Raw genomic sequence first — 23,777 nt, forward strand, 5'->3', positions numbered from 1 at the left:
ATTAACATTTTCAATGACCGACTTGCGAGGGTGTAAAGTATAAATCATTCTTTCATAGTTATCTTTAAATATATCCTGAAGTATGTTGCTCATAAGATTATTATGAAGGATTTGTAGCAAAAAGAAAACCCCCTAAATCCCCTCAAGATTGAGGGGGAGGGGAGTTGAAGTGTCGAAGACACTTTTTTAGATGCGTCATGGAAAAATATATTTGTATATAAAGGTATTTTTGCTTTGTGTGCAGCTATCAGTGATAGCTTGGCAATTGGAGTTTTATCTATAAGCCATGGTCCAGTTAATGTTCAAGAAATATTGAGCAACTATGTAATTGCAATGCAAGGAATTATGTTATCAAAAGCTATTAATATAATGATGGTTTCAATTTTTGTAAAGAGATTTGGTAAGGAAACGAATCGATACTCTATGTCCGAAGTTCTTATTTTGATGCTTCAAGGAATTTCTGGAATCGCCTGTTTGTTAATGGTAATAGAATTTTCATACTATAATATATCGACATATAAAGTTTCATCTTTTTATTTGATAATAGTTTCAATCTTAATTCTAGCATCCTACATTGTGTTTTATAGTGTTTTTGAAAGCTATGTAAGAAAAAGAAACGTTGAACAAGAAGCGATGAAGATACAATTCTACAACCAAGGACAATATGATTATTATGCCGCCTTAGAACAAGAAAATGTAAATGTAAGAAAAATGTATCATGATTTAAAGAATCATTTGTTAGCCATTCAAGGCTTAAGCAATGAGCAGTCTGGTTCATCTGAGGATTATCTTCAAAGATGTTTAGAGGCGGTAAAAGGATATGATGAATTCTATGACACAGGCAATCAACTTGCAGATATAATTTTTTATGAAAAATGCAATGCAGCAAAAGTAAACAACATAAAAACAAAAATAATGATACAAAAGAATAGTTTAAATGATATTGATATGTTAGATTTATGTGCCATATTGACTAATAGTTTTGATAATGCGATGGAAGCTTGCAGACAATGTAGTGGAGAACGTTATATTCAAGTAAAGACAATCAAAAATGAGGCCGCTATCATTATAACGGTAAAGAATAACTATGAGAATGAACCAGTTTTGAATGAAAAGGGTGAGTTGATTACCAGCAAAAAGAATAAAGCAAAGCATGGAATCGGAATGCAGAGCCTAAGAATGGCAGCTTCAAAATATAATGGTAATGTGGAAATAAGCATAGACAAGGAAAAGAAAGAATTTTTATTAATCATAATGATACCAATTGCCTATCAAAATACATTATAAAGAGGGAACACTTATGAAGATAAATATTGCAATTTGTGATGATAATAAGATTTTTTGCAATCAGTTGAAAGAATTCATAGAACGTTACAGTCATGACAATGATACAAGATGTAAAGTGAGTTCTTTTAATAGCGGAATCGAGTTGCTTGAGCAATATACAGACGATTATAAGATTATCATCCTTGACATCGAGATGGAGGGTATGAACGGTATCGAGACAGCATTGGAGATACGTAAGAAGAATCAAAAAGTAATTATGTGGTTTTTAACCGTTTCGGAGGCATACGTAATGGATGGTTATAAGGCGGAAGCTTTTCGATATTTAATTAAGCCACTAAGTTACGAAGAATTTGCGGAACAGTTTAAAGAGAGTATTAAATGGGTAGAAGAAAAATATGTTACTCCAATTATAGTAGAGTATAAAAATGAGACTTACCATTTGGAAGAAGATGACATACTGTTTATTGAAGTATATGGACACAAACTAATTTATCATTTACATAATAAACCGATTACTACAATTGATTCTCTGAAAAATATAGAGACTAAGCTTAGTAAATCTAGTTTTGTTCGAATACATAGAAGCTATCTGATTAATTTAAAGAAAGTTAAAACTTTTAACAAAGTAGAAATTATAATGCAAAATAATGAAAAAGTTCCAATTAGTAAGTACAAAGAAAAAGAATTTAAACAAGCTTATACGCAGTTTTGGGGTAAGATATTAGGATAGAGAATGTTTTAGCAGTAGTTTTACATAAATCACACTTCAATTTAACAATCGATTGCTATACTATGCCAAGATTAGTTAAATGGAGGAAAACTATGGGCGAACAAATATCTAAGGATTCAGTTGAAAAAGATTTGAAAAAAGGTTTTAGGACTATAATGATACTATCTTTTATTGTTTATGTTTTCATGTTTTTTTCAATTACAGGAATGTATTATAACTATCGAAAGTTGGAAAATAATAGCTTATCTTTTGTAAGCTATATCAATACAGCAAGAAATACCAGTCTGTATGTACAAAATACAATATACAAAATGTGTTTGGCTCAAGAGGAAGAACAACAAAAGCAATTTAATGAAGAAGCGAATGAATACGATATTCAACTTCAAAAATATTTAAATCTAATTGTGAAGATTAAGCCTGAATATAAGAAAGATATGGCAGACATCAAAAAAATACAACAGGAAGCTTTTACTTATCGAGGGCAAGCAATTTTATTAAGTAGTCAGGAAAGAAAGCAGGATGCAATTGAATTGCTAGAAGATAATTACTTTGTTAAAATGCAGGATATAGATAATATATTTGTATCAGTAACAGAACAAACGAATCAAAAGCTTGAGCAAACGATTCGAACAGTAGAAAAAGGAATTGTAAGTTTACTAATATTTACAGTATCATTAATAGGAATCATTATAAGATATTCAATGATAAAAGCGAGTAAAGTCATAAGGAGCATTCAGGTTCCACTTGAAGAAGTAGGATGCGCGATGGAAGAAGTGTATCAGGGGAACTTGGATTTTGAATTACATTATCAATCGCATAATGAATTAGGAATATTAGCAAATAGTGTAACAAATACCAAAGAAGAGTTAAAAAGATATATTTCCAATATTGACAAAGTATTAGGAGAGTTATCTCAAAAGAATTTTTCCGTTTTGGTTGATATGGAATATAAGGGAATGTTCAAACCAATCGAACAATCCATGAAAGAAATTATTCGGGTTTTACATAATGTATTAGAATCAATGGTGAATACAAGCAAGCTTCTTACCGAAAGTGCAAAGGCAACGAATGAAATTGCAGACAATATGCTTCAGGATTCAAATCTGCAAGCGGCAAAAATGAAAGAGTTATTGACCTATCTAAAAGTAATTGGAAATGATATAGAAATAAATGCAATGGATACAAAAGAAATCTATCAAGATAGCAATAATGTAAAACGATTGCTAGAATCCAATGAAGAAAAAATGAACGAGCTGGTTGATGCAATGACAGAGACGCTAAATTCCTCTGACCAGATATTTGAGATTATTACCATGATTGAAGCAATTGCAGAACAAACTAATCTACTTTCGTTAAATGCTGCAATTGAAGCAGCGAGAGCGGGTAATGCAGGGAATGGATTTGGAGTAGTAGCAGCTGAAATAAAGAAATTAGCTGAAAGTACTAGTATAGCAGCCATTCGAACTAAGAACCTCATCGACAAAAGCAATCAAATGGTATATGTAGGCAATAAAAAGGTGAAGGAAATCAATGAAAGTCTAGAATTTGTCAAGACAACGGTGGAAGAAGTGACAAAAAAGTCTATCCATGCTTTTGATACATCCAAGCTTCAAATAAACAAACTAAAAAAGTTAGAAGATGTTATTGATTCTGTATCAAATGTGATACAAAACAATTTGGTATTAGCATCCGATATACAATATAACAGTGAAAGTTTAAAGAAAAAATCATATGAATTACATGATATGTTATTAATGTTTCGCTTATAAAAGGAGTAAAATACAAGTAAAACTTGTGCCAAAACTCCTTTTTGTCGACACTTCTTGCAATATTTTAAGGAAAGAGTAAGGAATATTTAAAGAATAATTTGTGAAAACGTTGTATTATCTAATAAGATAGTTAATTAAAATGAATAAGGGAGAATCGTATGAAAAGATTTTATAAAAAGCTAACTTTACTAGGCGTGGCTATTGCTATGTGCGTATCATTAACAGCATGTGGTAAAAAAGAAACAAGTACATCAGTCAAAGACCAAAAAGAATTTGTATATGTTCCAGAATATCAAGAAATATCTGAAAAGGATGATTTAAGTAATCTGGTAGTTAGTAATAATATGATTTATTACACTACTTGGTCATATGACGAAGCGACAGAAACGACTTCTTCATCTATTAAAGCATTGGAAATCGGTCAGACAGAATCAAAGGTATTACCGATAGAACTTACTCAAGACGAAAATGTTTCAATGATGAATGTAGATAAAGATGGAAATCTAGTTGTTGTTATCTCATCCTCTATACAAGGTGAGAATCCAGAGGATTATACACAAGTAGTAACATTAAAAAAATTCGATAAAGATGGCAAAGAACTCATGGCAAAAAATCTGGAAGAAGTGATGAAGGATACAGGGGAATTTGGAATGTATATTCAATATCTAACCCTTGATGATGAAGGAAATATTTATTTATCAAATGGTGATTCCAAGATTTGGGTTTTAGATAATTCTGGAAATGAGTTATTTACAATCAGTACAGATAGCTACATATCAGCAATGGGAACAAGCAAAGAAGGAAAAGTGGTTGTTTGTGTATATGAGCAAGATAAAGTAGTCTTACGTGAGATTGATAAAACGAGTAAAGCACTTGGTGCAAGCTTTGAAAATGTACCAGACCTTTATGGAAACTTAAGTTTGTTAAAAGGTGTAGAAAAAGGATTCCTAGTTAATTCAGGTAATACATTGTATGAATACGACCTTGATACACAAGAGAAAAAAGAAATTCTTAATTGGATTGATTGTGACATAGACAGTAATTCCCTTGCTGCTATAGTAGGCTTGGAAGATGGAAGAATTTTTGCGGTAACAAGAGATTGGAGCGGGGAGAATACCAAATCAGATATCGTTTATTTAACAAAAACCAAATCTTCTGAAGTGGCTCAAAAAACAATAATTACATATGGCGGTCTTTATCTAAGCTCAAATGTCCGCTCAGCAATTATCAACTTTAATAAGACACATGATAAATATCGCATTCAGCCAAAAGAATATATTTCAGATGATTATGAAGCAGGCATGGCACAATTGAATTCAGACATTGTATCTGGAAATGCACCAGATATCATTGATTTATCAAATGGGAGTGTAAATCAATATATAGAAAAAGGAATTTTAGAAGATCTCTATCCTCTTTTTGATAAGGATAGCGAACTTAAAAAAGAAAATTATGTTCAAAGTGTATTCAAAGCATATGAAAGAGATGGAAAATTGTATGCGGCCATGCCTACTTTTTCAATCAATACTATCATTGGAAAAGCTTCTGATGTAGGAAGTGACATGGGTTGGACTTTGGAAGAATTAATGGCGTTAGTAAATAGTAAGCCAGAAGGTACTGAGGTATTTAGTTATGCTACAAAAGAAAGTATTCTTTATTCTTTATGCACTTACGGTTTAACAGATTATGTTGACTGGAGCACAGGTAAATGCTCTTTTGATACGGAAAACTTTATTAAGGTTTTAGAATTTTCTAATAGATTTAGTAGCGATAGTGAATATGCTTATGATGAAAGTGCTCCAAGTATGCCTACAAAGATTAGGAATGGTCAACTTTTACTAATGATGACAAACGTCAGTGATGTTGCCTCTTATCAAATGTATGAAGCTATGTTTGGTGAACCGATTACGTTTATTGGATATCCATCTAGTTCAGGTACTGGTTCTTCCATATCAGCAAGTGATGTATTACTTGGAATTTCCTCCAAGTCAAAAAATAAAGAAGGTGCATGGGAATTTATTCGAACATTTTTAACACCTGAATATCAGACTAAAGATAATATGTGGGGATTCCCAGTGTTGCAGTATGCATTAGATGATGTATTTAAAAAGGCAATGGAACCTGAGTTTTATACAGATGAATCAGGAAATCAAGTTAAAACTATGAAGACTTCTTGGGGATATGATGATTTTAACTTTGATGTATATGAGGCAACACAAGAGCAAGTAGATAAAGTGAAGAATTTAATTGATAATGCAGATTCTGTATATGAATATAATGATGAGATGTATAAGATTATCTCAGAAGAAGCAGCAGCTTTCTTCGCAGGGCAAAAGTCTGCACAAGATGTTGCAAGTGTAATACAAAGCAGAGTGCAAATTTATGTAAATGAAAATAGATAAGGTGGTATACGATGAAGTTACTTGGTAAACAAAGAAATGCAAAATTTAAAAATATGCAAAGCAAAGAACTTCATGAACATAAAAAAATTAATCAAAGGAAACACAAACGTGTTTCCTTTGATATGAAGCAAAGACGCCGATTGAGTTTGGGGCTATATATGGCTCCAAGTTTGACTGGCGTTTCCATATTCTTCATCCTTCCTTTTATCGTAGTATTTTATTATTCCATGGTGGATAATCCAATCAATAATGAGTTTGTGTTTTTTGATAATTTTATTAATGTGTTTAGCAATGGAGCTTTTCAGCTTGCAGCTATGAATACACTCAAATTTTCTATGGTTGCGGTTCCACTTGCAGTTCTTTTGTCACTTGGATTAGCTATGCTTTTAGACCATAAAATACCGTACCGAAGTCAATTTCGTACCTTCTTTTTGACGCCTATGATGGTACCGGTTGCTTCTGTTGTATTAATATTTCAAGTAATCTTTCATTACAACGGAGCGATGAATGATGTTTTATCTATATTTGGTATCAGTAAAATTGATTGGTTTAAATCAAGCTATGCACAGGTAGTAATTATTATTTTATTTTTATGGAAAAACCTTGGATATAATATGATACTTTTTATGGCGGCAATCAGTAGTATACCAAAAGATATTCTGGAAGTAGCGGTATTAGAGAGTGCTTCTCCTTGGCAGGTTTTTATCAATATTAAGATAAGATATTTGTCTTCAACTATTTTATTTGTTACTATTTTGTCCTTGATAAGTTCTTTTAAGGTATTTCGTGAAATCTATCTTCTTACCAGCGATTATCCATATGATACTTTATATATGCTTCAGCATTTTATGAATAATACGTTTAGAAGTTTGGATTATCAGAAGCTATCAGCAGCAGCTATTATTATGTCAATCTTTATGATAATAATAATTGGAGCTTTATTTATAACGGAGAATCGTTTTGGAAAGGATATGGAGGAATGAAAGAGAAACGAATTAGATTATACATTGCAACAATCGTAGCTGCAATCATCGCCATATTATTTCTAATGCCTATCATACTAACCATATGTAACTCATTTATGTCGGCCTCAGAAATATCATCTAATTATGGAGCAATATTTGAGACAAATGAAAAGGGTGGAAAAGTATTTATTTCTGAGAAAGTTAACTTAAAGTTTATTCCTGATATGGTTTCTTTTAGCCAGTACATAACAGTGCTTTTAAAAAGTCCTGAATATCTGTTGAAATTCTGGAATTCGGTAATCTTAGTTGTACCAATTATGGTATTCCAATTGGGCGTAGCTTCCCTTACCTCTTATGGATTTACAAGATTAAAAGGAAGGCTAAAAGAAATAGTATTTTTTATGTATATTATTTTAATGCTGATGCCTTATCAGGTTACATTAGTTCCAAACTATCTAGTATCTAGTTGGTTACATATTATCAATACAAAGTGGTCAATATGGCTACCTGGTATTTTCTCTCCCTTTGCAGTATTCTTACTTACCAAGTTTATGAGAAGAATACCAAAGGGTGTGATAGAGGCGGCACAAATTGACGGCGCTGGAGAATGGCAGATATTTCGTAAAATATGTATGCCTCTATGTAAAGGAGCATTATGCTCAGTAGCAATTTTGGTTTTTATTGATTATTGGAACATGGTGGAACAACCTTTAATATTACTATCAGATCCAGAGATGCATCCTTTATCCATTTTTTTATCCAAGATTAACAGTGGAGAAATTGGATTGGCTTTTGCGGTTGCCACAATATATATGGTGCCGTGTCTATTGGTATTTTTATATGGTGAAGATTATTTAGTTGAAGGTATTACCTATCAAGGTGGAATTAAGGGATAAGAGAGGACGAGATTAAGATGAACGAAACTGCAAGAAAGAGAAGAGAATGGGTAAAAAATGCGGCAATCATATTTTTATCAGTAATGCTGGTTTTGACCTTTTTCTCCAATACATTTATGAACTATTCGCTTCCAGAGGTGGCGACACAGACAGTCACATCAGGTTCAATTACAACAAAGGTTCGTGGAACGGGTGCTGTAAGTGTGAGCGAACCTTATAATGTATCAATCAAAGAGAGCCGCGTTATAAAGGCGGTTGCAGTAAAAAAAGGTGATACAGTAGAAAAGGGAGCTGTGCTTTTTGAATTAGAAGATAGTGACAGTACGGAACTAAAAGAGGCAGAAGCTACGTTGTCACAGTTGGTATTGGATTATCAAAAGGCAATCTTAAACGGAGATACTTCTCTTAATAAAGTGAACCAGATTGAAAATGGTCAGCTTACGGATATGTCTACCATGCAAAAACAAGTAGAATCTGCTAAAAATGCAGTAAAAGCGGCTGAAGATAATGTGGCAAACTGGACGGCAGAGGTAGCATCTGTTCAAAAGCAGATTGATTTGCTCAATAACGAAGTAGTAGATACTTCTGATGAAGAAGCGGCAGTTGAGAAGGCACAGTCTAAACTTGAAGAAGCAAAATCTAATTTAGCTGAAGCGGAAATTAATGTAACAATGGGAATTGAAAACGCTACTGTTAAAAGGGTTAGAAAATCATATGAAAAGGCAAAAGCAGCTCTTGATGAAGCTCAACAGTTATATGATGAAGCCAAAAAAAAGTGGGATAATGATCCAACTAATAAAGCATTGGAAACAGAAGCGTCAAGTCGTAAGACTACATTGTCACAAATACAAAAGGAAAATGAAAATATATTAAGTAAAAGAAAAGTTTTGGAGAACTATGATAAAGCGGCTGAAAAAGTTGACAAGTATCAAAAAGCCTTAGATAAAGCTAATAGTAATCTTAAAAGTGAAACAAATAAAAACAAAAACGAACTAGCAGATTTAAACAGCCAGCTCATTGAAGCAAATTCACAATTAACACAGGCAAATGCAGATTTAACAGATGCACAGAAAAATCAAGAAGAAATATTAAAGAAAGTCCTAGAAGAAGTTGATTTAGGTGGACAAAATGAGAAAATAAAAGATCAACAAGAATTGGTTGAGAAGCTTCGTAGCAAAGCGATTGGGGCGACAATTGAAGCACCTGTTGCTGGAACAATTACAACCATCAATAAAACAGCAGGTGAGACCACGACTCCAGATGAAGCAATGGCTGTCATTCAAGTAGCGGAAAAAGGATATTCTATGAGTATTTCTGTATCCGATCAACAATCCAAAAACGTTAAAGTTGGAGATAAAGCTGAGATTCAAGATTCATGGAACTATGAAGGTGTAACTGTTACATTAGCTGGAATCAAGCCAGATCCAGAAAGTGGTGGAAAGAATAAATTATTAACCTTTGACGTGACAGGAGAAATCCAAGAAGGACAGCAGCTAAATATATCAGTTGGAAACAAGAGCGCCAATTATGATTTGATTGTTCCAAGCAGCTCCATTAGAGAAGATAAAAATGGTAAGTTTATATTAACCGTAGAATCAAAAAATAGTCCACTTGGTAATCGATACATAGCAACAAGGGTAGATGTAGAAGTGTTAGCTTCTGATGATACACAAACAGCGGTATCAGGAGCATTATATGGTTATGAATATGTAATAACTACGGCAACAAAACCAGTAGAAGCAGGAAAACAAGTCAGACTGGCTGATAATTAAGGAGAGTGAGTCGTGATGAAAAAATTAAAGGGCTTCACTGAGAAAATTACAAGGAAACAGATAATACTTTCTATTGTTGTTGCTATTTCCTTGTTTCTGTTTCTTGTGGTTCAAATTCTATCGCTTCACTTGAAAAACTCATTGTCAACACAACAAATGGCGAAGCGATGGGATTCTTCTGGAAAGTCAGCGCAAGTAAGTTGTTTTATTTCTGAAAATGCACAGATTACTACTCAGCAGTTGACCAATCTAGAGCACGCGGTAGATGCAGCATTAATAGAGATATCAATTTCAAAAGAAAAAGAGAGCGAAAGACTTTGGGTAGATGCTTATAGTGCAAGAGGAGAATTAACCGTAGAAAGCGGTAAAACCTCCGTTACTTCGACGGCAATTGGAGTGGGAGGAGACTTCTTCTTGTTTCATCCATTAAAGTTAGTAAGCGGCTCTTACTTTTCAGATGAAGATTTAATGAAAGATTATATCATTTTAGATGAAGACGGAGCATGGCAATTGTTCGGCTCAAGTGATGTTGCAGGAATGCAGGTTGTAATCAAAGGTGTTCCTCATATCGTTCGCGGAGTAGTGGAAAGAGGCTCTGGACGAATGAATGACAAAGCTGGAAATGATAAGGTAACGTTTTATGTATCCTATGACAGCTTAAGTAAATATGGGACTTCAAAGGGAATAAATGCATATGAGATTGTTATGCCAAATCCGATTTCTGGTTTTGCACTCACTACCATAAAAGAGAAAATAGGCATCGATGAATTAAGCTTTCAGGTAGTAGAAAATTCAAAACGATATTCTATGTTTTCCTTATTGAAGGTGTTATCTGAATATGGGATACGATCTATGAATCACAAAGCAATTGTATATCCATACTGGGAGAATATAGCAAGAGGTTATGAAGATATCTTAGCAACTCTTTTACTATTAAAATTTATTTTTTTGTTGATACCAGCCATTATATTATTCGCATATATCATTTATCGCTATCGTCATAGAACCTGGAATATGAAAACGTTGTTGGTACTAGGTATGGAATGGAAAGAAAAGCTTGTATTAAAGTATCAAAATAGTGACAAAATAAAGATAAAGGGTTCGTTTCATACAAAGAGAAAGAAGATAAAAAACTTTCTTAAAAATAAAGTTGACAAATAAGTAAAATAGAAGTAGTATTAAGCTGTAAATTAAATACGGAAATTCTTCGGGGCAGGGTGATGCATAGAGCAAATTCCCGACCGACGGTGATACACATATGTGGCAAGTCCGTGAGCTGCTTTGGCAGTTGAGTAAGGTGAGAATCCTACACCGACAGTATAGTCTGGATGAGAGAAGATAGCTTTTATTTCATTGGAATAATAACTTTTTATACCCTCGAATTTTTTTGAGGGTATTTTTTTGTATAATAGAAAAGTTTCAAACTTCCCTATTTACAAAATCCTCCAAGAGGTTCGCAAAGGCGTGAATAAAGAAACTATATTCTAATAAATAAAAGCAGATAGACCTTGGAATTTCCTTTATCAGAAAAGGAGAATGATTTATGAGTAACAACACAACATCAATGACGAATCATCAAACGTCAATCAAAGTAAGAAAAATGGTACAGATAGCCATGTTATCGGCAGTATCTGTAATTCTAATGCTATTTGAGATTCCCTTGTTTTTTGCTCCAAGTTTCTATAAGATTGATTTAAGTGAAGTTCCTGTACTAATTGGAGCATTTGCAATGGGACCGATTGCAGGAGTGATTATTGAATTGATAAAAATAGCATTAAATTTAGTGATAACAGGTAGTTTAACTGCTGGTGTAGGTGAATTTGCAAATTTCTTAATTGGTTGTGCCTTCGTCGTTCCGAGTGCAATTATTTATAAAAAATATAGGAATAAAAAGAGCGCAATCGTTGGAATGATAACAGGAACAATATTTATGACAATTGTAGGTGGATTTTTAAATGCGTATCTATTATTGCCTGTTTATGCGACAGCATTTGGAATGCCAATTAGCGCTTTGGTAGAAATGGGCTCCGCAGTAAATCACTTGATCACTAATCTAGCAACGTTTGTATTATTTGCAGTTGTCCCATTTAATCTATTAAAAGGAGTTGTTGTTTCGCTCGTTGTTATCCTTATCTATAAGAAGATAAGTATTGTATTAAAGTAAACTTTGCGAAAAATTTAAGGTTTTATTAATTTTTGGTAAAAATTACATTTCATATTGACAGATAGAACTCAATGTATTATTGTATTAAGTATCTAGTACAATGATACATTGAGTTTTTTGTGTTTTTTAATATGAAAAAGTAATTTCTTAAATAAAAGAGGGACTTTGGTAATAAAATGTTATGATTGTATATCAGTTAAAGGCAGTGATAAATAAAAAGATGATAGAGAGGAGGAGCTAATATGAACGCACTTGTAGATGTTAAAAATATTTGTAAAATTTATAACCCTGGTGAGAATGAAGTAAGAGCCTTAGATAATGTGTCTTTAAGCATAGATAAAGGAGAGTATGTAGCTATTATAGGACAATCCGGTTCAGGTAAGTCGACTTTGATGAATGTATTGGGGTGTCTGGATGTTCCAACATCTGGAGATTATTATTTAAATGGTTCAAATGTATCTGAATTAAGTGATGATGAGTTATCTGATATCAGGAATTTAGAAATAGGATTTATATTCCAAGGATTTAATCTAATTCCCAATCTGACTGCAATTGAAAATGTGGAACTTCCATTAATATATAGAGGAGTTGGCAAAAAGGAAAGAAATCAATTGGCAATCGAAGCACTTAACATGGTGGGATTATCACATAGAATGGATCATAAACCATCAGAAATGTCAGGAGGACAGCAACAAAGAGTTGCAATAGCAAGAGCAATCGCGGCAAAGCCACCTGTAATTTTGGCAGATGAACCAACTGGTAATCTAGATTCATCTTCTAGCAAAGATATTATTAAAATATTAAAGAATTTACATAAAGACGGAAGAACTGTAATTCTAATCACACACGATAATGAAATTGCAGACCAAGCAAAAAGAGTAATTCGAATCATAGATGGTAAAATAGAAAAAGATTACATAAATGAACATTTTGCTGAGGATTAAATAGAGGAAGGAATGGTAGAGTTATGTTTAAAAAGAAAAAAGATGATGTTTCCACAGACTTAAAAGAAATAAAACCGGCAAAGAAAAAAAATAAAAAGTTAGTAAAGCGAATTGTGATTGGTGCAGTGATTGTAGTGATACTAGCACTTATGATTGTTCCTAGAATGTTTGCTCCAGAAGTATTACCAGTTGTAAAAACGGAGAAAGCAATCACAGGCGATATCGAACAGGTATTATCAACGAGTGGATTTGTTGAAAGTGAAGAAACAAAGACATATTATTCTGATGTAAATGCTCGAATTACAGAATTTGATCTTAAAAAAGGCTCCACTGTTCATGGGGGGGATTTACTCGTTACCTATGATACAAATGAGCTAGAGAATCAATATAAACAACAAGAATTACAAGCCAAAGCAAGTAAAGCGGATTATGCGCAGGCATTAGCAGATTCAAGCGAGAATGCAACGAAATATCACAATGCATCAACAGATGTGAATGTTTTAGAACAACAGGTAGAAGATCAGCAAAATGCAGTTGAACATATACAAATGAGTCTAAATGATGAAGCAAATTATTTGTCAGGGCTTCAATCAAAGCTTACTGAAGTGCAAGCAAAGTTAGAAGAGGCAAGTACAGCGAATAAAACATCAAAAATTGAAAAGTATACAGAGCAATTAAAAGACATAAAGAGTAAAATTAAAGATTCCACTAATTATAGTACAGATTTAAATAACAACTTGATATCTGCTCAAAACGAATTAGCAATGCTACAGTCAAACCTTGCAGAACAAAAATCAATTAAATCTTCTTCAGAAAATGCGATACTAAGCAACAATCAAAAGACACAAAAAGCGGCTACTACTGAAGTATCTTCCTTAACATTAGAGCAGGCAAAGGCAAATCTTGATAGAGCAAAGGCAGGAGTTAGTGCAGAATTTAATGGTATCATTACAGATGTACAGGTTGCAGAAGGTGCTACAGTCGCGCAAGGTACTCCTTTGTTTACAATTGCAAGTAATGAAGTAGTAAAATTAACAGTTGCACTTACTAAATATGATTTAGAAGATGTAAAAGAAGGGCAAAAAGCAGACATTACATTAGGTGGCAATTCCTATACAGGAGAAGTTTCTAAAATTAGTAGAGTAGCAACAACCAATTCAGCAGGCGCAGCGGTAATCAATGCTGAAATACATATCGAAAATCCAGATGATAATATTTATCTAGGAGTTGAAGCAAAGGTAAAGATTAAAGTAGGAAGTGCTACAAATGTGGTATTAGTGCCAGTTGAATGCATTAATACAGATAAAAGCGGAACATTTTGTTATGTAGTAGAAAATGGAATTATAGTTAAGAAATCAGTTACTACAGGACTTAGCTCAGATGAATATATAGAAATAAAAGAAGGAATTAAGGAAGGCGAAGAAGTAGTAGGTGAGTTTAGTGCTGATGTAACAGAAGGTACTAAGGTTACTAGTATGCCAGCAGAAGGTATAGTGAATGGCGAACCATCTGTTTCTGAAGAAAATACAGATGCAAAGAATACAGATGCTGATGATACAAAAAATAGTGATAAAGAAAATGCAGATACAGATAGTAAGGATGCAGAAAAAGATTCTGAACCGACACAAAAATAGTCTAGAAGCATTTAGAACGATTGTTCAGGAAGGAGAAATCGTATGACTCAACTTTTAGAGTATTTAAAAATGGCGGTTGATAACTTAAGATCGAATAAAGGACGTTCCTTACTTACCATGCTTGGTATTATTATTGGTATTTCATCCGTCATTATGATAATTGCTATAGGAAATGGAGCACAGTCTCAGATTACCAATGAACTTAATAGCATGGCAGGCGGTCAGGTCTATGTTACAATCAATGATAGTAAAGCACAAGAAAGTGATTTTATTACGCAAGATGATATTGATGTAATTAAGGAAAAGGTTAAGCATGTAAAAGGTATTTCCCCTGCTTTGTATTTTTCAGGGACAGCTTTAGGAAGCAAAGGAAACTTTGATGCTGAAATAACAGGTGGAACGGCTGACTTAGAGTATTTTTTGACCAACGAAAAAATTGTAAGAGGTAGGTTTTTTTCGGAAGAAGAATGTTTATCTGCCAGAAATGTATGTGTAATATCTGAAAAGGATGCAATTAAGCTTTTTGGAACGGCGGATGTTATAGGAATGAGTATTGAACTCACACTTTATAATGTGACACAAGATCTCCAAATAGTGGGAGTAACGAGATCAGAAGCAAGTGCAATGCTTTCCTCTTTTATGTATTCCACCGAATCTGTTACGATAAATATGCCTTATACAATTTTAGAATCTTCTTTTGGTGGATACTTTAGTAATTTTAGAGCAATCTATGCAATTACTGAGAATCCTGCAAATGCAGGTGAGATGGTTTCCTCCATGGTAAAAATACTAGAAGGAAGACACAATAATCGTGGCCAAGAGGTCTATAGCTTGCAAAATGCAGCAGATTCAATAAGCAGTATTACTTCTGTTTTAAGTATAATTACAGTATTTATAATATTTGTAGCCGCTATCTCATTATTGGTTGGTGGAATTGGTGTTATGAATATTATGCTGGTATCTGTAACAGAACGAACAAGAGAAATTGGTATTCGAAAGGCACTAGGAGCCAGAACAAAGTCAATAATGTTACAATTTTTGTCTGAATCAGCAATTATAACATTATGTGGCGGACTCATTGGAATTATAATTGGAGTCATGGGAGCATATGCAATCTGCTCACTTCCAATGCTTGGATTCGCACCTCAGGTTCATTTTTCAACCGTTGCCCTAGCGACCTTGTTTTCGTCTGGTGTGGGAATTTTCTTTGGAATTTATCCTGCCAAGAAGGCGGCAAAACTAAGTCCGATTGAAGCATTAAGAAGAAATTAAATAAGATAGCTAGTTTAAGCCTTGATATATCATATGATTTATCAAGGCTTGTTGCTTGTCATACAAATTTCACTGTGCTATAATCAAAATGTTTAAAGATAGGAAAGGAAGGTACTTCATATGGAGGAGATTACAGTAGAGGTTAAAATAGATGTAGGTGATATGTATAATTTTTTTATGTACCATACATACAGTAAAATGAGTGGAGTGTTTAGTATCATTTTTGGTTTAGGTATGATAGGATTAATGATTTTAAGTTATGGACAAGTACCGATAGGACAAAGTTACCTGTATGTCTTGTTCGGAATATTTTTTATCGTATTTAATCCGATTAATTTTTATGCAAAAGCGTATAAACTGGTAAAGAATACTCCTGCGTTTCAAGAGCCTATTTTCTATAATTTTAATAAAGAAGGCATAATGACAAAGCAAAATACTCAAAGTGCTACTGTAAAGTGGGAAGAAGTCCAAAAAGTGGTTCATTCAAAGAGAAGTATCATTATTTATATGAGCAAAGTTAGAGCAAACATTATACCTAAACAAGCAATTGGTGATAATTATAATAGCTTATTAGAGTTAATCAGAAATAATGTAGAATCAGTAAAAGTTAAAATAAAGTAATTTTAATTAATAATTACCATATAGAAATGGAGTAAAATAGAATGCTACAAATTGAAACATACTCAGCAATTGAGACTTATCAATTTGGTGAAAAGCTTGGAGGATTAGTCAAACCAGGCGATGTGTTTTCACTTATTGGCGATTTAGGAGTAGGTAAGACCGTTTTCACACAAGGTTTTGCCAAAGGACTTAATATTGAAGAACCAATCAACAGTCCAACATTCACAATTGTGCAGGTATACGAGGAAGGCAGATTACCCCTCTATCATTTTGACGTATATCGCATCGGGGATATTGAAGAGATGGATGAGATTGGGTACGAAGATTACTTTTACGGAAAAGGTGTCTGTCTAATCGAATGGGCGAACCTTATAAAAGATATATTACCGCAGAATATAATTGAAATAACAATTGAGAAAGATTTGGATCAAGGCTTTGATTACAGAAAAATAAGAGTAGAAAATATGGGAGATAGAGAATGAAAATATTAGCCATAGACAGTTCAGGGCTTGTGGCCTCCGCAGCAATTATAGAAGAAGATACTATGGTAGCAGAGTACACCATTAATCATAAGAAAACACATTCACAAACACTTCTGCCTATGATACATGAAATTGTAAAAATGACAGATACAAAATTGGAAGAGATTGACGCAATTGCCATTGCAGGCGGTCCAGGTTCATTCACAGGTTTAAGAATTGGATCTGCAACTGCAAAAGGATTGGGGCTAGCACTTAACAAACCTCTAATTTCAGTCCCAACGGTAGATGGTTTGGCTTACAATTTATTTGCAACAGACAAAATAATATGTCCAATTATGGATGCCAAAAGAAACCAAGTTTATACTGGGATATATGAATTTAATCAAGAACAGTTTCATATTATAGAAGAACAGATGGCAGTATCCATTGATGAAGTGATAAGTAAATTAAATGAAATTGGTAGAACGGTTATTTTTGTAGGGGATGGCATACCAGTGTATGCGGCAGCGATAAAAGAAAAAATAAAGGTAGATTATTCATTTGCCCCTGCCCACCTAAATAAACAAAGAGCAGCAGCAGTAGGAGCTTTGGCAAAACAATATTATTTGGCGAATAAAATGGAGAATGCCACCGAGCATAAACCAGACTATTTAAGATTATCCCAGGCAGAAAGAGAACGATTGGAAAGGGAACTATGATTCAGATTCGATTGATGACAAAAGCAGACATTGACCAGGTAAGTGAAATAGAAAAAATTACATTTTCTATGCCCTGGTCCAAAGAAGCATTACTACAATCCCTTGAACAAAAAGGAAGTATTTACCTTGTGGCCTGTGAGGAAGAAAAAATTGTTGGATATTGCGGCCTTTTTAATATTGTAAATGAAGGAAATATTAATAATGTGGCTGTGTTAAACGAATATCGGGGAAGGCATATTGCAACCGCAATGCTAAAGAAGTTAATTGAATTTGGAAATCAGGCGCAGATTACTGCCTACACCTTAGAAGTAAGAACCAGCAATGAACCAGCAATTCAATTATATTTAAAATTTGGCTTTACTATAGAAGGAATTCGAAAAAATTATTACGAAAACCCAACAGAAGATGCCTATATCATGTGGTATTATCCACAAGGGGTTTCCAGATAGCAAACCAGACAAAATAAATACAACGAAAAATGCTGCCAGATTTGGAATGCAAAACTCCAATATCAGCATTTTTTTCTATTTACAGAAACTATTTCCACTATATTAAATAACAATAAGAATGTATAATATAACATATCGGAAGAAAATCAAGCGCGAACAAAGTGAGCATTTGATTTTACCCGATATGTTAGCGAATGGCGAAGCCATGAGAAAGCGAAAGCTTGTATCGGAAGAAAATCAAGCGCGAACAAAGTGAGCATTTGATTTTACCCGATATGTTAGCGAATGGCGAAGCCATGAGAAAGCGAAAGCTTGTATCGGAAGAAAACAATGACGGTATATTAGGGAGGAGAATATATGCGTAGATTTATAAATCAAAATAAGCAGCAGATTAAAAGCGTATATTGTAATTTGTGTGGTAAACAAATCAAAATAGAAAAAGGAATCATTACAGAAGGGGTGGCCACTGTTGAACAACATTGGGGGTATTTTTCCGAAAAAGATGGACAAATACATTCTTTCGACTTATGTGAAAAGTGTTATGATATGTTAACAGAGAAATTTGTACTCCCAGTTGCAGTAACAAATGAAAAAGAATTAATATAATAAATATTATTTTAGTAATAGATGGAGCATTCTATGAATGGGCGTTTAACTTGTCAATTCATAGGATGTTCTTTACATTTAAAGATAAAACTTTATTTTTTATGAAAACGAATGTAAATCCATATCCTTGTTAGCATGAAAAAAATATGTTAAAATATAGATAATAAATGAAAAAGAGGATTTATATTATGCTAGAAGTATGTTTACTAGGGACAGGCGGAATGATGCCACTACCAAGAAGAAAATTGACATCATTAATGACTAGATATAACGGTAGTAGTCTTTTAATTGATTGCGGCGAAGGAACACAGGTTGCGATAAAGGACAAGGGGTGGAGCTTTAAACCAATTGATGCAATATGTTTTACGCATTATCATGCAGATCATATTAGCGGATTGCCTGGACTTTTGTTAACGATGGGAAATGCAGAAAGAACAGAACCATTAACATTAATTGGACCAAAAGGTTTAGAACGAGTTGTAAGTGCATTAAGAGTAATTGCTCCGGAATTACCATTTGATATAAAATATATTGAATTATCACAGGAAGCAGAGAAAATAGAAATCAGTGGATATATCATACAAGCATATAAAGTGAAACATAATGTAATTTGTTATGGATACAGCATCGAAATACCACGAGCAGGAAAGTTTCAATTGGACAAGGCAATTAATTTAGGGATTCCAAAGCAATACTGGAATAAGCTACAAAAGGGTGAAGTGGTTGTAGAAAAAGATAGTACTTATCATCCTTCCATGGTTATGGGGAATCCAAGAAAGGGGATTAAGATTTCATACTGCACAGATACAAGGCCAACCAAATCAATTGTAGATTATAGCTATGAGGCTGATTTATTTATATGTGAAGGCATGTATGGAGAAAAAGGAAAAGAAGAAAAAGCGTCCGAATATAAGCATATGACATTTAGTGAAGCGGCAACGCTAGCAAGTAAAGCACAAGTGAAAGAATTATGGTTAACACATTTTAGCCCATCTCTTATAAGACCAGAGGAGTATATGAACGACGTTAGAGAAATATTTCCAAATGCCAAAGCTGGTAAAGATGGGAAGACAACAGAGCTGATTTTTGAAGAGGAAGAGGTATAAGTATTACGAAGGAGGAGGTTGTTTTTATGAAACAGTTTCGAAAAATAGTTGTAATTGTTATATTGGCAGGACTTGCCTTGGGTTACTATTTTTATTTATCCAATAGAACAGGAGTTAGTGAAGCCGATAAAGTAGTAAATACAACAAAAATTGATAAAATATTGGACAAAGATATATCATCGGTGACAAATACACCTAAATCTGCAGTTAAATTTTATAGTGAGATACTTGAATGCTTGTACAACGAAAGCCCTAGCGATGAGCAGATCACACAATTAGGCACCAAGGCAAGAACGGTCCTTGATGAAGAACTGAATAATAATAACCCAACAGAAAGCTATCTAATTGAATTGAATAAAGATGTGCTTGAGTATTCCAAAGCAAACAGAATTATCATGAGCTATACAGTTGATTCGACAGATAATGTACAATATTATAAACAAGATAACAAAGAGTATGCAGTTGTAAACGCCACATACACACTTCGTGAAACGGACACTTTTACCAAGGTAAATGAAGAATATATATTAAGAAAGGACGAAGAAGGTTACTGGAAGATACTTGGATGGCGTGTTTCATCTAACGGTATATCAGATGACAAAAATGACAATGAATAAAGAAAATAAATTAGTACTAGCAATAGAGACTTCTTGCGATGAGACTGCAGCAGCAGTAGTTCGAAATGGGAGAGAGGTTTTATCTAATGTAATATCGTCTCAAATTGAACTTCATAAATTATATGGAGGCGTTGTCCCTGAAATAGCATCTAGAAAGCATATTGAAAAGATTAACCAAGTAATCACAGAGGCACTTTCAACTGCAAATGTAACATTGGATGATATTGATGCAATAGGGGTGACCTATGGACCAGGTCTTGTAGGAGCGTTGTTAGTAGGAGTGGCAGAAGCAAAAGCCATTAGTTATGCAAAAAAAATAGATTTAGTAGGTGTACACCATATAGGGGGGCATATATCAGCTAATTATATTGAGCATCCAGATCTAAAACCACCTTTTATGTGTTTGGTGGTTTCAGGTGGACATACACATTTGATAAAAGTAAAGGATTATGGTGAATACGAGATAATTGGACGAACCAGAGATGATGCGGCAGGAGAAGCGTTTGATAAAGTTGCAAGGGCAATTGGACTTGGATACCCTGGTGGGCCAAAGATTGATCAATTATCAAAAGAAGGCAATCCAGAAGCAATTAAATTTCCAAGAGCTCATATTGATGATAATGAAAATGATTTTAGTTTTAGTGGTGTAAAGTCTGCGGTGTTAAATTATATTAATAGTTGCCAGATGAAAGGAATCGAAATAAATAAAGCAGATATTGCAGCCTCCTTTCAGATGGCAGTTGTCGATGTATTAGTCAGTAGAGCCATACATGCTACTAAGAAGTTTAATATGGATAAGCTTGCAATTGCAGGTGGAGTGGCATCAAATGCTACATTAAGAAATGCAATGCAAATTGCTTGTGAGACAAATGGCTTAAAGTTCTATCATCCATCACCAATATTTTGTACCGATAACGCGGCGATGATAGGTGTTGCGGCTTATTACGAATACGAAAAGGGTGTAAGGCATGGATTAGATCTTAATGCAGTACCAAATTTAAAGTTTGAATAAATAAAGAATGATATATTTTGTAAACTGTAAAGCAAAGATGGTTGATATAGTCTTAGGATAAATGTGAAAGAATGTATATTTTTATAAACACTCTTTCACATTTGCTTGCTAGAAAAGTAGCGGTTTATGATTTAATGCTTTTAATAAGTTATAAGATTAGAATAGGTGAATGTATGAAAAAGAATAAGTGTGTCGCTGTTGTTTTAGCAGCCGGAAAAGGAAAGCGAATGGGCAGTGATGTGCCAAAGCAATATATTGAGTTAGAAAATAAGCCAATCGTATACTATTCCCTCAATGTATTTCAGAAATCAGAGGTTATTGATGAGATTATTTTAGTTACTGGTAAAGATGAAATAGAGTATTGTCGTGCTAATATTGTAACTAAATATGGTTTATCGAAAGTAACCAATATAATAGAAGGTGGAAAAGAGCGATACCATTCCGTATACCAAGCACTTCAAAAAATAAGTAGCTGTGATTATGTTTTTATACATGATGGAGCAAGGCCCTTTATTGAAGAAGAAATAATAACTAAGTTGTATCATGCTGTAAAAGAGTATAAAGCATGTGTTGTTGGAGTAAAGACAAAAGATACAGTTAAGATTGCAAATCAAGAAGAATGGATTGCTAGTACTCCAAATCGAAATTTGATATGGAATGTACAAACACCACAGGTCTTTGAATATGGAATAATCAAGACAGCTTATGAACAACTGATTGAAAATGGCTGCGAAAATGTAACAGATGATGCGATGGTAGTTGAAAATATGCTTCAACAGAGAGTGAAGTTAATAGAAGGTAGCGATCAAAATATCAAGGTTACGACTCCTTTTGATCTAATAATTGCGAATGCTTTTATGCATATAAAAAAATAGTAAAAAAAAGTAAAAAAAGTGATTGACACTATTATACAAAGATGTTACAATAACAAATGTCGCTGGAGAGGTGTCAAATAAATGAACTCAAAAGTGTCAAAAAGAAAGAAAAAATAAATAAAAAAAGTACTTGACAAAAACAATTCATTATTGTAAAATATTCAAGCACGATATGGAGAGATGTCCGAGTGGTTTAAGGAGCTGGTCTTGAAAACCAGTGATTCCGAAAGGGACCGTGGGTTCGAATCCCACTTTCTCCGTTCAATTAAAACCAGCATAGCTGGTTTTAATGTTGAAAAGGTTAGCTTTCTTGGAGAAGTACCCAAGTGGCTGAAGGGGCTCCCCTGGAAAGGGAGTAGGTCGTTAATAGCGGCGCGAGGGTTCAAATCCCTCCTTCTCCGTTGGGATTTAAGAAGCTAAAAAAAGTAAAAAAAAAGAGTTGACAAACTCTGGCTCACATGGTAAACTAGTCGAGCTGAATGAAGAACCTTGATAATTAAATAGTAATTACAACCTTGAAAATTCAACGGTTTTCAAAGAAAACCAAGAGAAAAATTCAGAACAAAGTATCCATCTTAACAGATGAGATACGACCTAAAAAACAGTAATTAACGGAAAATAAGCTAGCAGCTTTTTGACGTTAGGATATAAACTTTTATTGAGAGTTTGATCCTGGCTCAGGATGAACGCTGGCGGCGTGCTTAACACATGCAAGTCGAACGAAGCACTTTTTCTTCTTCGGAAGAGAAAGCGACTGAGTGGCGGACGGGTGAGTAACGCGTGGGTAACCTGCCTTATACAGGGGGATAACAGTTGGAAACGACTGCTAATACCGCATAAGCCAACGAGGCCGCATGGCCTAGTTGGAAAAGATTTATCGGTATAAGATGGACCCGCGTCTGATTAGCTAGTTGGTGAGGTAACGGCCCACCAAGGCGACGATCAGTAGCCGGCTTGAGAGAGTGAACGGCCACATTGGGACTGAGACACGGCCCAAACTCCTACGGGAGGCAGCAGTGGGGAATATTGCACAATGGGGGAAACCCTGATGCAGCAACGCCGCGTGAAGGAAGAAGTATTTCGGTATGTAAACTTCTATCAGCAGGAAAGAAAATGACGGTACCTGACTAAGAAGCCCCGGCTAACTACGTGCCAGCAGCCGCGGTAATACGTAGGGGGCAAGCGTTATCCGGATTTACTGGGTGTAAAGGGAGCGTAGGTGGCGATGCAAGTCTGATGTGAAAACCCGGGGCTCAACCCCGGGACTGCATTGGAAACTGTGTTGCTAGAGTGCAGGAGAGGTAAGTGGAATTCCTAGTGTAGCGGTGAAATGCGTAGATATTAGGAGGAACACCAGTGGCGAAGGCGGCTTACTGGACTGTAACTGACACTGAGGCTCGAAAGCGTGGGGAGCAAACAGGATTAGATACCCTGGTAGTCCACGCCGTAAACGATGAATACTAGGTGTCGGGAAGC

General features: G+C 34.3%; 22 protein-coding genes, 2 tRNA genes, 1 rRNA gene and 1 riboswitch. All 25 genes read left to right on the plus strand.

The features are described from left to right. Window positions 1–258 precede the first annotated feature (258 nt). The gene (locus F7O84_RS00010) at window positions 259–1,287 is read left to right on the plus strand and encodes an ATP-binding protein (RefSeq protein WP_151140458.1); all 1,029 of its coding nucleotides are present in this window, start codon (window positions 259–261) and stop codon (window positions 1,285–1,287) included. A 13-nt stretch (window positions 1,288–1,300) separates the two neighbouring features. Next, entirely contained in the window at window positions 1,301–2,017 is a 717-nt protein-coding gene (locus F7O84_RS00015) for a LytR/AlgR family response regulator transcription factor (protein ID WP_151140460.1), read from the plus strand. Between the two features lie 92 nt (window positions 2,018–2,109). Continuing rightward, complete coding sequence (locus tag F7O84_RS00020; RefSeq protein WP_192451602.1) at window positions 2,110–3,786, plus strand: methyl-accepting chemotaxis protein; 1,677 nt, start codon at window positions 2,110–2,112, stop codon at window positions 3,784–3,786. A 158-nt stretch (window positions 3,787–3,944) separates the two neighbouring features. Continuing rightward, window positions 3,945–6,188 carry an ABC transporter substrate-binding protein gene (locus F7O84_RS00025; RefSeq protein ID WP_151140464.1) on the plus strand — a complete coding sequence of 748 codons (2,244 nt, stop codon included), beginning with the start codon at window positions 3,945–3,947 and terminating at the stop codon, window positions 6,186–6,188. An 11-nt stretch (window positions 6,189–6,199) separates the two neighbouring features. After that, window positions 6,200–7,171, plus strand: coding sequence for a carbohydrate ABC transporter permease (locus F7O84_RS00030; protein ID WP_320411213.1), 972 nt, complete (start codon window positions 6,200–6,202; stop codon window positions 7,169–7,171). After that, complete coding sequence (locus F7O84_RS00035; RefSeq protein WP_151140466.1) at window positions 7,168–8,049, plus strand: carbohydrate ABC transporter permease; 882 nt, start codon at window positions 7,168–7,170, stop codon at window positions 8,047–8,049. Before F7O84_RS00030 ends, F7O84_RS00035 begins: the two co-directional genes overlap by 4 nt. Window positions 8,050–8,066: 17 nt before the next feature. Further along, window positions 8,067–9,821, plus strand: a complete 1,755-nt coding sequence (locus F7O84_RS00040) for an HlyD family efflux transporter periplasmic adaptor subunit (RefSeq protein ID WP_151140468.1) — start codon at window positions 8,067–8,069, stop codon at window positions 9,819–9,821. Between the two features lie 15 nt (window positions 9,822–9,836). After that, window positions 9,837–10,982 (plus strand): ABC transporter permease, encoded by a 1,146-nt coding sequence (locus tag F7O84_RS00045; RefSeq protein WP_151140470.1) that lies wholly within the window; start codon window positions 9,837–9,839, stop codon window positions 10,980–10,982. Window positions 10,983–11,020: 38 nt separating this feature from the next. Next, a riboswitch (FMN riboswitch) is annotated at window positions 11,021–11,165 on the plus strand. Between the two features lie 199 nt (window positions 11,166–11,364). Next, window positions 11,365–11,985, plus strand: a complete 621-nt coding sequence (locus tag F7O84_RS00050; RefSeq protein ID WP_151140472.1) for an ECF transporter S component — start codon at window positions 11,365–11,367, stop codon at window positions 11,983–11,985. A gap of 242 nt (window positions 11,986–12,227) precedes the next feature. Further along, a complete protein-coding gene (locus F7O84_RS00055) occupies window positions 12,228–12,929 on the plus strand; it encodes an ABC transporter ATP-binding protein (RefSeq protein ID WP_151140475.1) in 702 nt (233 codons plus the stop codon). A 23-nt stretch (window positions 12,930–12,952) separates the two neighbouring features. Then, window positions 12,953–14,563, plus strand: a complete 1,611-nt coding sequence (locus F7O84_RS00060) for an efflux RND transporter periplasmic adaptor subunit (protein ID WP_151140477.1) — start codon at window positions 12,953–12,955, stop codon at window positions 14,561–14,563. A 42-nt stretch (window positions 14,564–14,605) separates the two neighbouring features. Beyond that, entirely contained in the window at window positions 14,606–15,835 is a 1,230-nt protein-coding gene (locus F7O84_RS00065; protein ID WP_151140479.1) for an ABC transporter permease, read from the plus strand. Window positions 15,836–15,955: 120 nt separating this feature from the next. Then, the gene (locus tag F7O84_RS00070; RefSeq protein WP_151140481.1) at window positions 15,956–16,456 is read left to right on the plus strand and encodes a YcxB family protein; all 501 of its coding nucleotides are present in this window, start codon (window positions 15,956–15,958) and stop codon (window positions 16,454–16,456) included. A gap of 41 nt (window positions 16,457–16,497) precedes the next feature. Beyond that, entirely contained in the window at window positions 16,498–16,938 is a 441-nt protein-coding gene (gene tsaE / locus F7O84_RS00075) for a tRNA (adenosine(37)-N6)-threonylcarbamoyltransferase complex ATPase subunit type 1 TsaE (protein WP_243140771.1), read from the plus strand. Continuing rightward, complete coding sequence (gene tsaB / locus F7O84_RS00080) at window positions 16,935–17,636, plus strand: tRNA (adenosine(37)-N6)-threonylcarbamoyltransferase complex dimerization subunit type 1 TsaB (RefSeq protein WP_151140483.1); 702 nt, start codon at window positions 16,935–16,937, stop codon at window positions 17,634–17,636. The genes tsaE and tsaB overlap by 4 nt, the downstream gene beginning before the upstream one ends. Beyond that, on the plus strand, window positions 17,633–18,085 hold the full coding sequence (rimI, locus tag F7O84_RS00085) for a ribosomal protein S18-alanine N-acetyltransferase (RefSeq protein ID WP_151140485.1): 453 nt from the start codon (window positions 17,633–17,635) through the stop codon (window positions 18,083–18,085). The genes tsaB and rimI overlap by 4 nt, the downstream gene beginning before the upstream one ends. Before the next feature lie 118 nt (window positions 18,086–18,203). After that, window positions 18,204–18,341, plus strand: coding sequence for a hypothetical protein (locus F7O84_RS18875; protein ID WP_192451603.1), 138 nt, complete (start codon window positions 18,204–18,206; stop codon window positions 18,339–18,341). A gap of 101 nt (window positions 18,342–18,442) precedes the next feature. After that, window positions 18,443–18,691: a hypothetical protein gene (locus F7O84_RS00090; RefSeq protein ID WP_151140487.1), complete on the plus strand. Its 249-nt coding sequence runs from the start codon at window positions 18,443–18,445 to the stop codon at window positions 18,689–18,691. A gap of 188 nt (window positions 18,692–18,879) precedes the next feature. Beyond that, on the plus strand, window positions 18,880–19,797 hold the full coding sequence (locus F7O84_RS00095; protein WP_151140489.1) for a ribonuclease Z: 918 nt from the start codon (window positions 18,880–18,882) through the stop codon (window positions 19,795–19,797). 26 nt (window positions 19,798–19,823) lie between these two features. Next, window positions 19,824–20,414, plus strand: coding sequence for a DUF6715 family protein (locus tag F7O84_RS00100; protein WP_151140491.1), 591 nt, complete (start codon window positions 19,824–19,826; stop codon window positions 20,412–20,414). Beyond that, on the plus strand, window positions 20,407–21,426 hold the full coding sequence (gene tsaD / locus F7O84_RS00105) for a tRNA (adenosine(37)-N6)-threonylcarbamoyltransferase complex transferase subunit TsaD (protein ID WP_151140497.1): 1,020 nt from the start codon (window positions 20,407–20,409) through the stop codon (window positions 21,424–21,426). Before F7O84_RS00100 ends, tsaD begins: the two co-directional genes overlap by 8 nt. Window positions 21,427–21,599: 173 nt before the next feature. Next, entirely contained in the window at window positions 21,600–22,301 is a 702-nt protein-coding gene (ispD, locus tag F7O84_RS00110) for a 2-C-methyl-D-erythritol 4-phosphate cytidylyltransferase (RefSeq protein WP_151140493.1), read from the plus strand. 174 nt (window positions 22,302–22,475) lie between these two features. After that, window positions 22,476–22,561, plus strand: a tRNA-Ser gene (locus F7O84_RS00115). A 52-nt stretch (window positions 22,562–22,613) separates the two neighbouring features. Continuing rightward, a tRNA-Ser gene (locus F7O84_RS00120) sits at window positions 22,614–22,702 on the plus strand. A gap of 253 nt (window positions 22,703–22,955) precedes the next feature. Beyond that, a 16S ribosomal RNA gene (locus F7O84_RS00125) occupies window positions 22,956–23,777 on the plus strand; the annotation flags it as partial.

Source organism: Candidatus Galacturonatibacter soehngenii (genome assembly GCF_008830185.1).
Classification (GTDB): domain Bacteria; phylum Bacillota; class Clostridia; order Lachnospirales; family Lachnospiraceae; genus Lachnotalea; species Lachnotalea soehngenii.

What these genes read in the sequence shown, in the direction of transcription:
- tsaE (WP_243140771.1), top strand. Translation starts at nt 16,498, where the DNA reads ATGCTACAAATTGAAACATACTCAGCAATTGAGACTTATCAATTTGGT.
- F7O84_RS00060 (WP_151140477.1), top strand. Translation starts at nt 12,953, where the DNA reads ATGTTTAAAAAGAAAAAAGATGATGTTTCCACAGACTTAAAAGAAATA.
- F7O84_RS00055 (WP_151140475.1), top strand. Translation starts at nt 12,228, where the DNA reads ATGAACGCACTTGTAGATGTTAAAAATATTTGTAAAATTTATAACCCT.
- F7O84_RS00015 (WP_151140460.1), top strand. Translation starts at nt 1,301, where the DNA reads ATGAAGATAAATATTGCAATTTGTGATGATAATAAGATTTTTTGCAAT.
- F7O84_RS18875 (WP_192451603.1), top strand. Translation starts at nt 18,204, where the DNA reads ATGTATAATATAACATATCGGAAGAAAATCAAGCGCGAACAAAGTGAG.
- F7O84_RS00065 (WP_151140479.1), top strand. Translation starts at nt 14,606, where the DNA reads ATGACTCAACTTTTAGAGTATTTAAAAATGGCGGTTGATAACTTAAGA.
- ispD (WP_151140493.1), top strand. Translation starts at nt 21,600, where the DNA reads ATGAAAAAGAATAAGTGTGTCGCTGTTGTTTTAGCAGCCGGAAAAGGA.
- rimI (WP_151140485.1), top strand. Translation starts at nt 17,633, where the DNA reads ATGATTCAGATTCGATTGATGACAAAAGCAGACATTGACCAGGTAAGT.
- tsaD (WP_151140497.1), top strand. Translation starts at nt 20,407, where the DNA reads ATGAATAAAGAAAATAAATTAGTACTAGCAATAGAGACTTCTTGCGAT.
- F7O84_RS00095 (WP_151140489.1), top strand. Translation starts at nt 18,880, where the DNA reads ATGCTAGAAGTATGTTTACTAGGGACAGGCGGAATGATGCCACTACCA.
- F7O84_RS00030 (WP_320411213.1), top strand. Translation starts at nt 6,200, where the DNA reads ATGAAGTTACTTGGTAAACAAAGAAATGCAAAATTTAAAAATATGCAA.
- F7O84_RS00100 (WP_151140491.1), top strand. Translation starts at nt 19,824, where the DNA reads ATGAAACAGTTTCGAAAAATAGTTGTAATTGTTATATTGGCAGGACTT.
- tsaB (WP_151140483.1), top strand. Translation starts at nt 16,935, where the DNA reads ATGAAAATATTAGCCATAGACAGTTCAGGGCTTGTGGCCTCCGCAGCA.
- F7O84_RS00040 (WP_151140468.1), top strand. Translation starts at nt 8,067, where the DNA reads ATGAACGAAACTGCAAGAAAGAGAAGAGAATGGGTAAAAAATGCGGCA.
- F7O84_RS00045 (WP_151140470.1), top strand. Translation starts at nt 9,837, where the DNA reads ATGAAAAAATTAAAGGGCTTCACTGAGAAAATTACAAGGAAACAGATA.
- F7O84_RS00070 (WP_151140481.1), top strand. Translation starts at nt 15,956, where the DNA reads ATGGAGGAGATTACAGTAGAGGTTAAAATAGATGTAGGTGATATGTAT.
- F7O84_RS00050 (WP_151140472.1), top strand. Translation starts at nt 11,365, where the DNA reads ATGAGTAACAACACAACATCAATGACGAATCATCAAACGTCAATCAAA.
- F7O84_RS00035 (WP_151140466.1), top strand. Translation starts at nt 7,168, where the DNA reads ATGAAAGAGAAACGAATTAGATTATACATTGCAACAATCGTAGCTGCA.
- F7O84_RS00025 (WP_151140464.1), top strand. Translation starts at nt 3,945, where the DNA reads ATGAAAAGATTTTATAAAAAGCTAACTTTACTAGGCGTGGCTATTGCT.
- F7O84_RS00020 (WP_192451602.1), top strand. Translation starts at nt 2,110, where the DNA reads ATGGGCGAACAAATATCTAAGGATTCAGTTGAAAAAGATTTGAAAAAA.
- F7O84_RS00090 (WP_151140487.1), top strand. Translation starts at nt 18,443, where the DNA reads ATGCGTAGATTTATAAATCAAAATAAGCAGCAGATTAAAAGCGTATAT.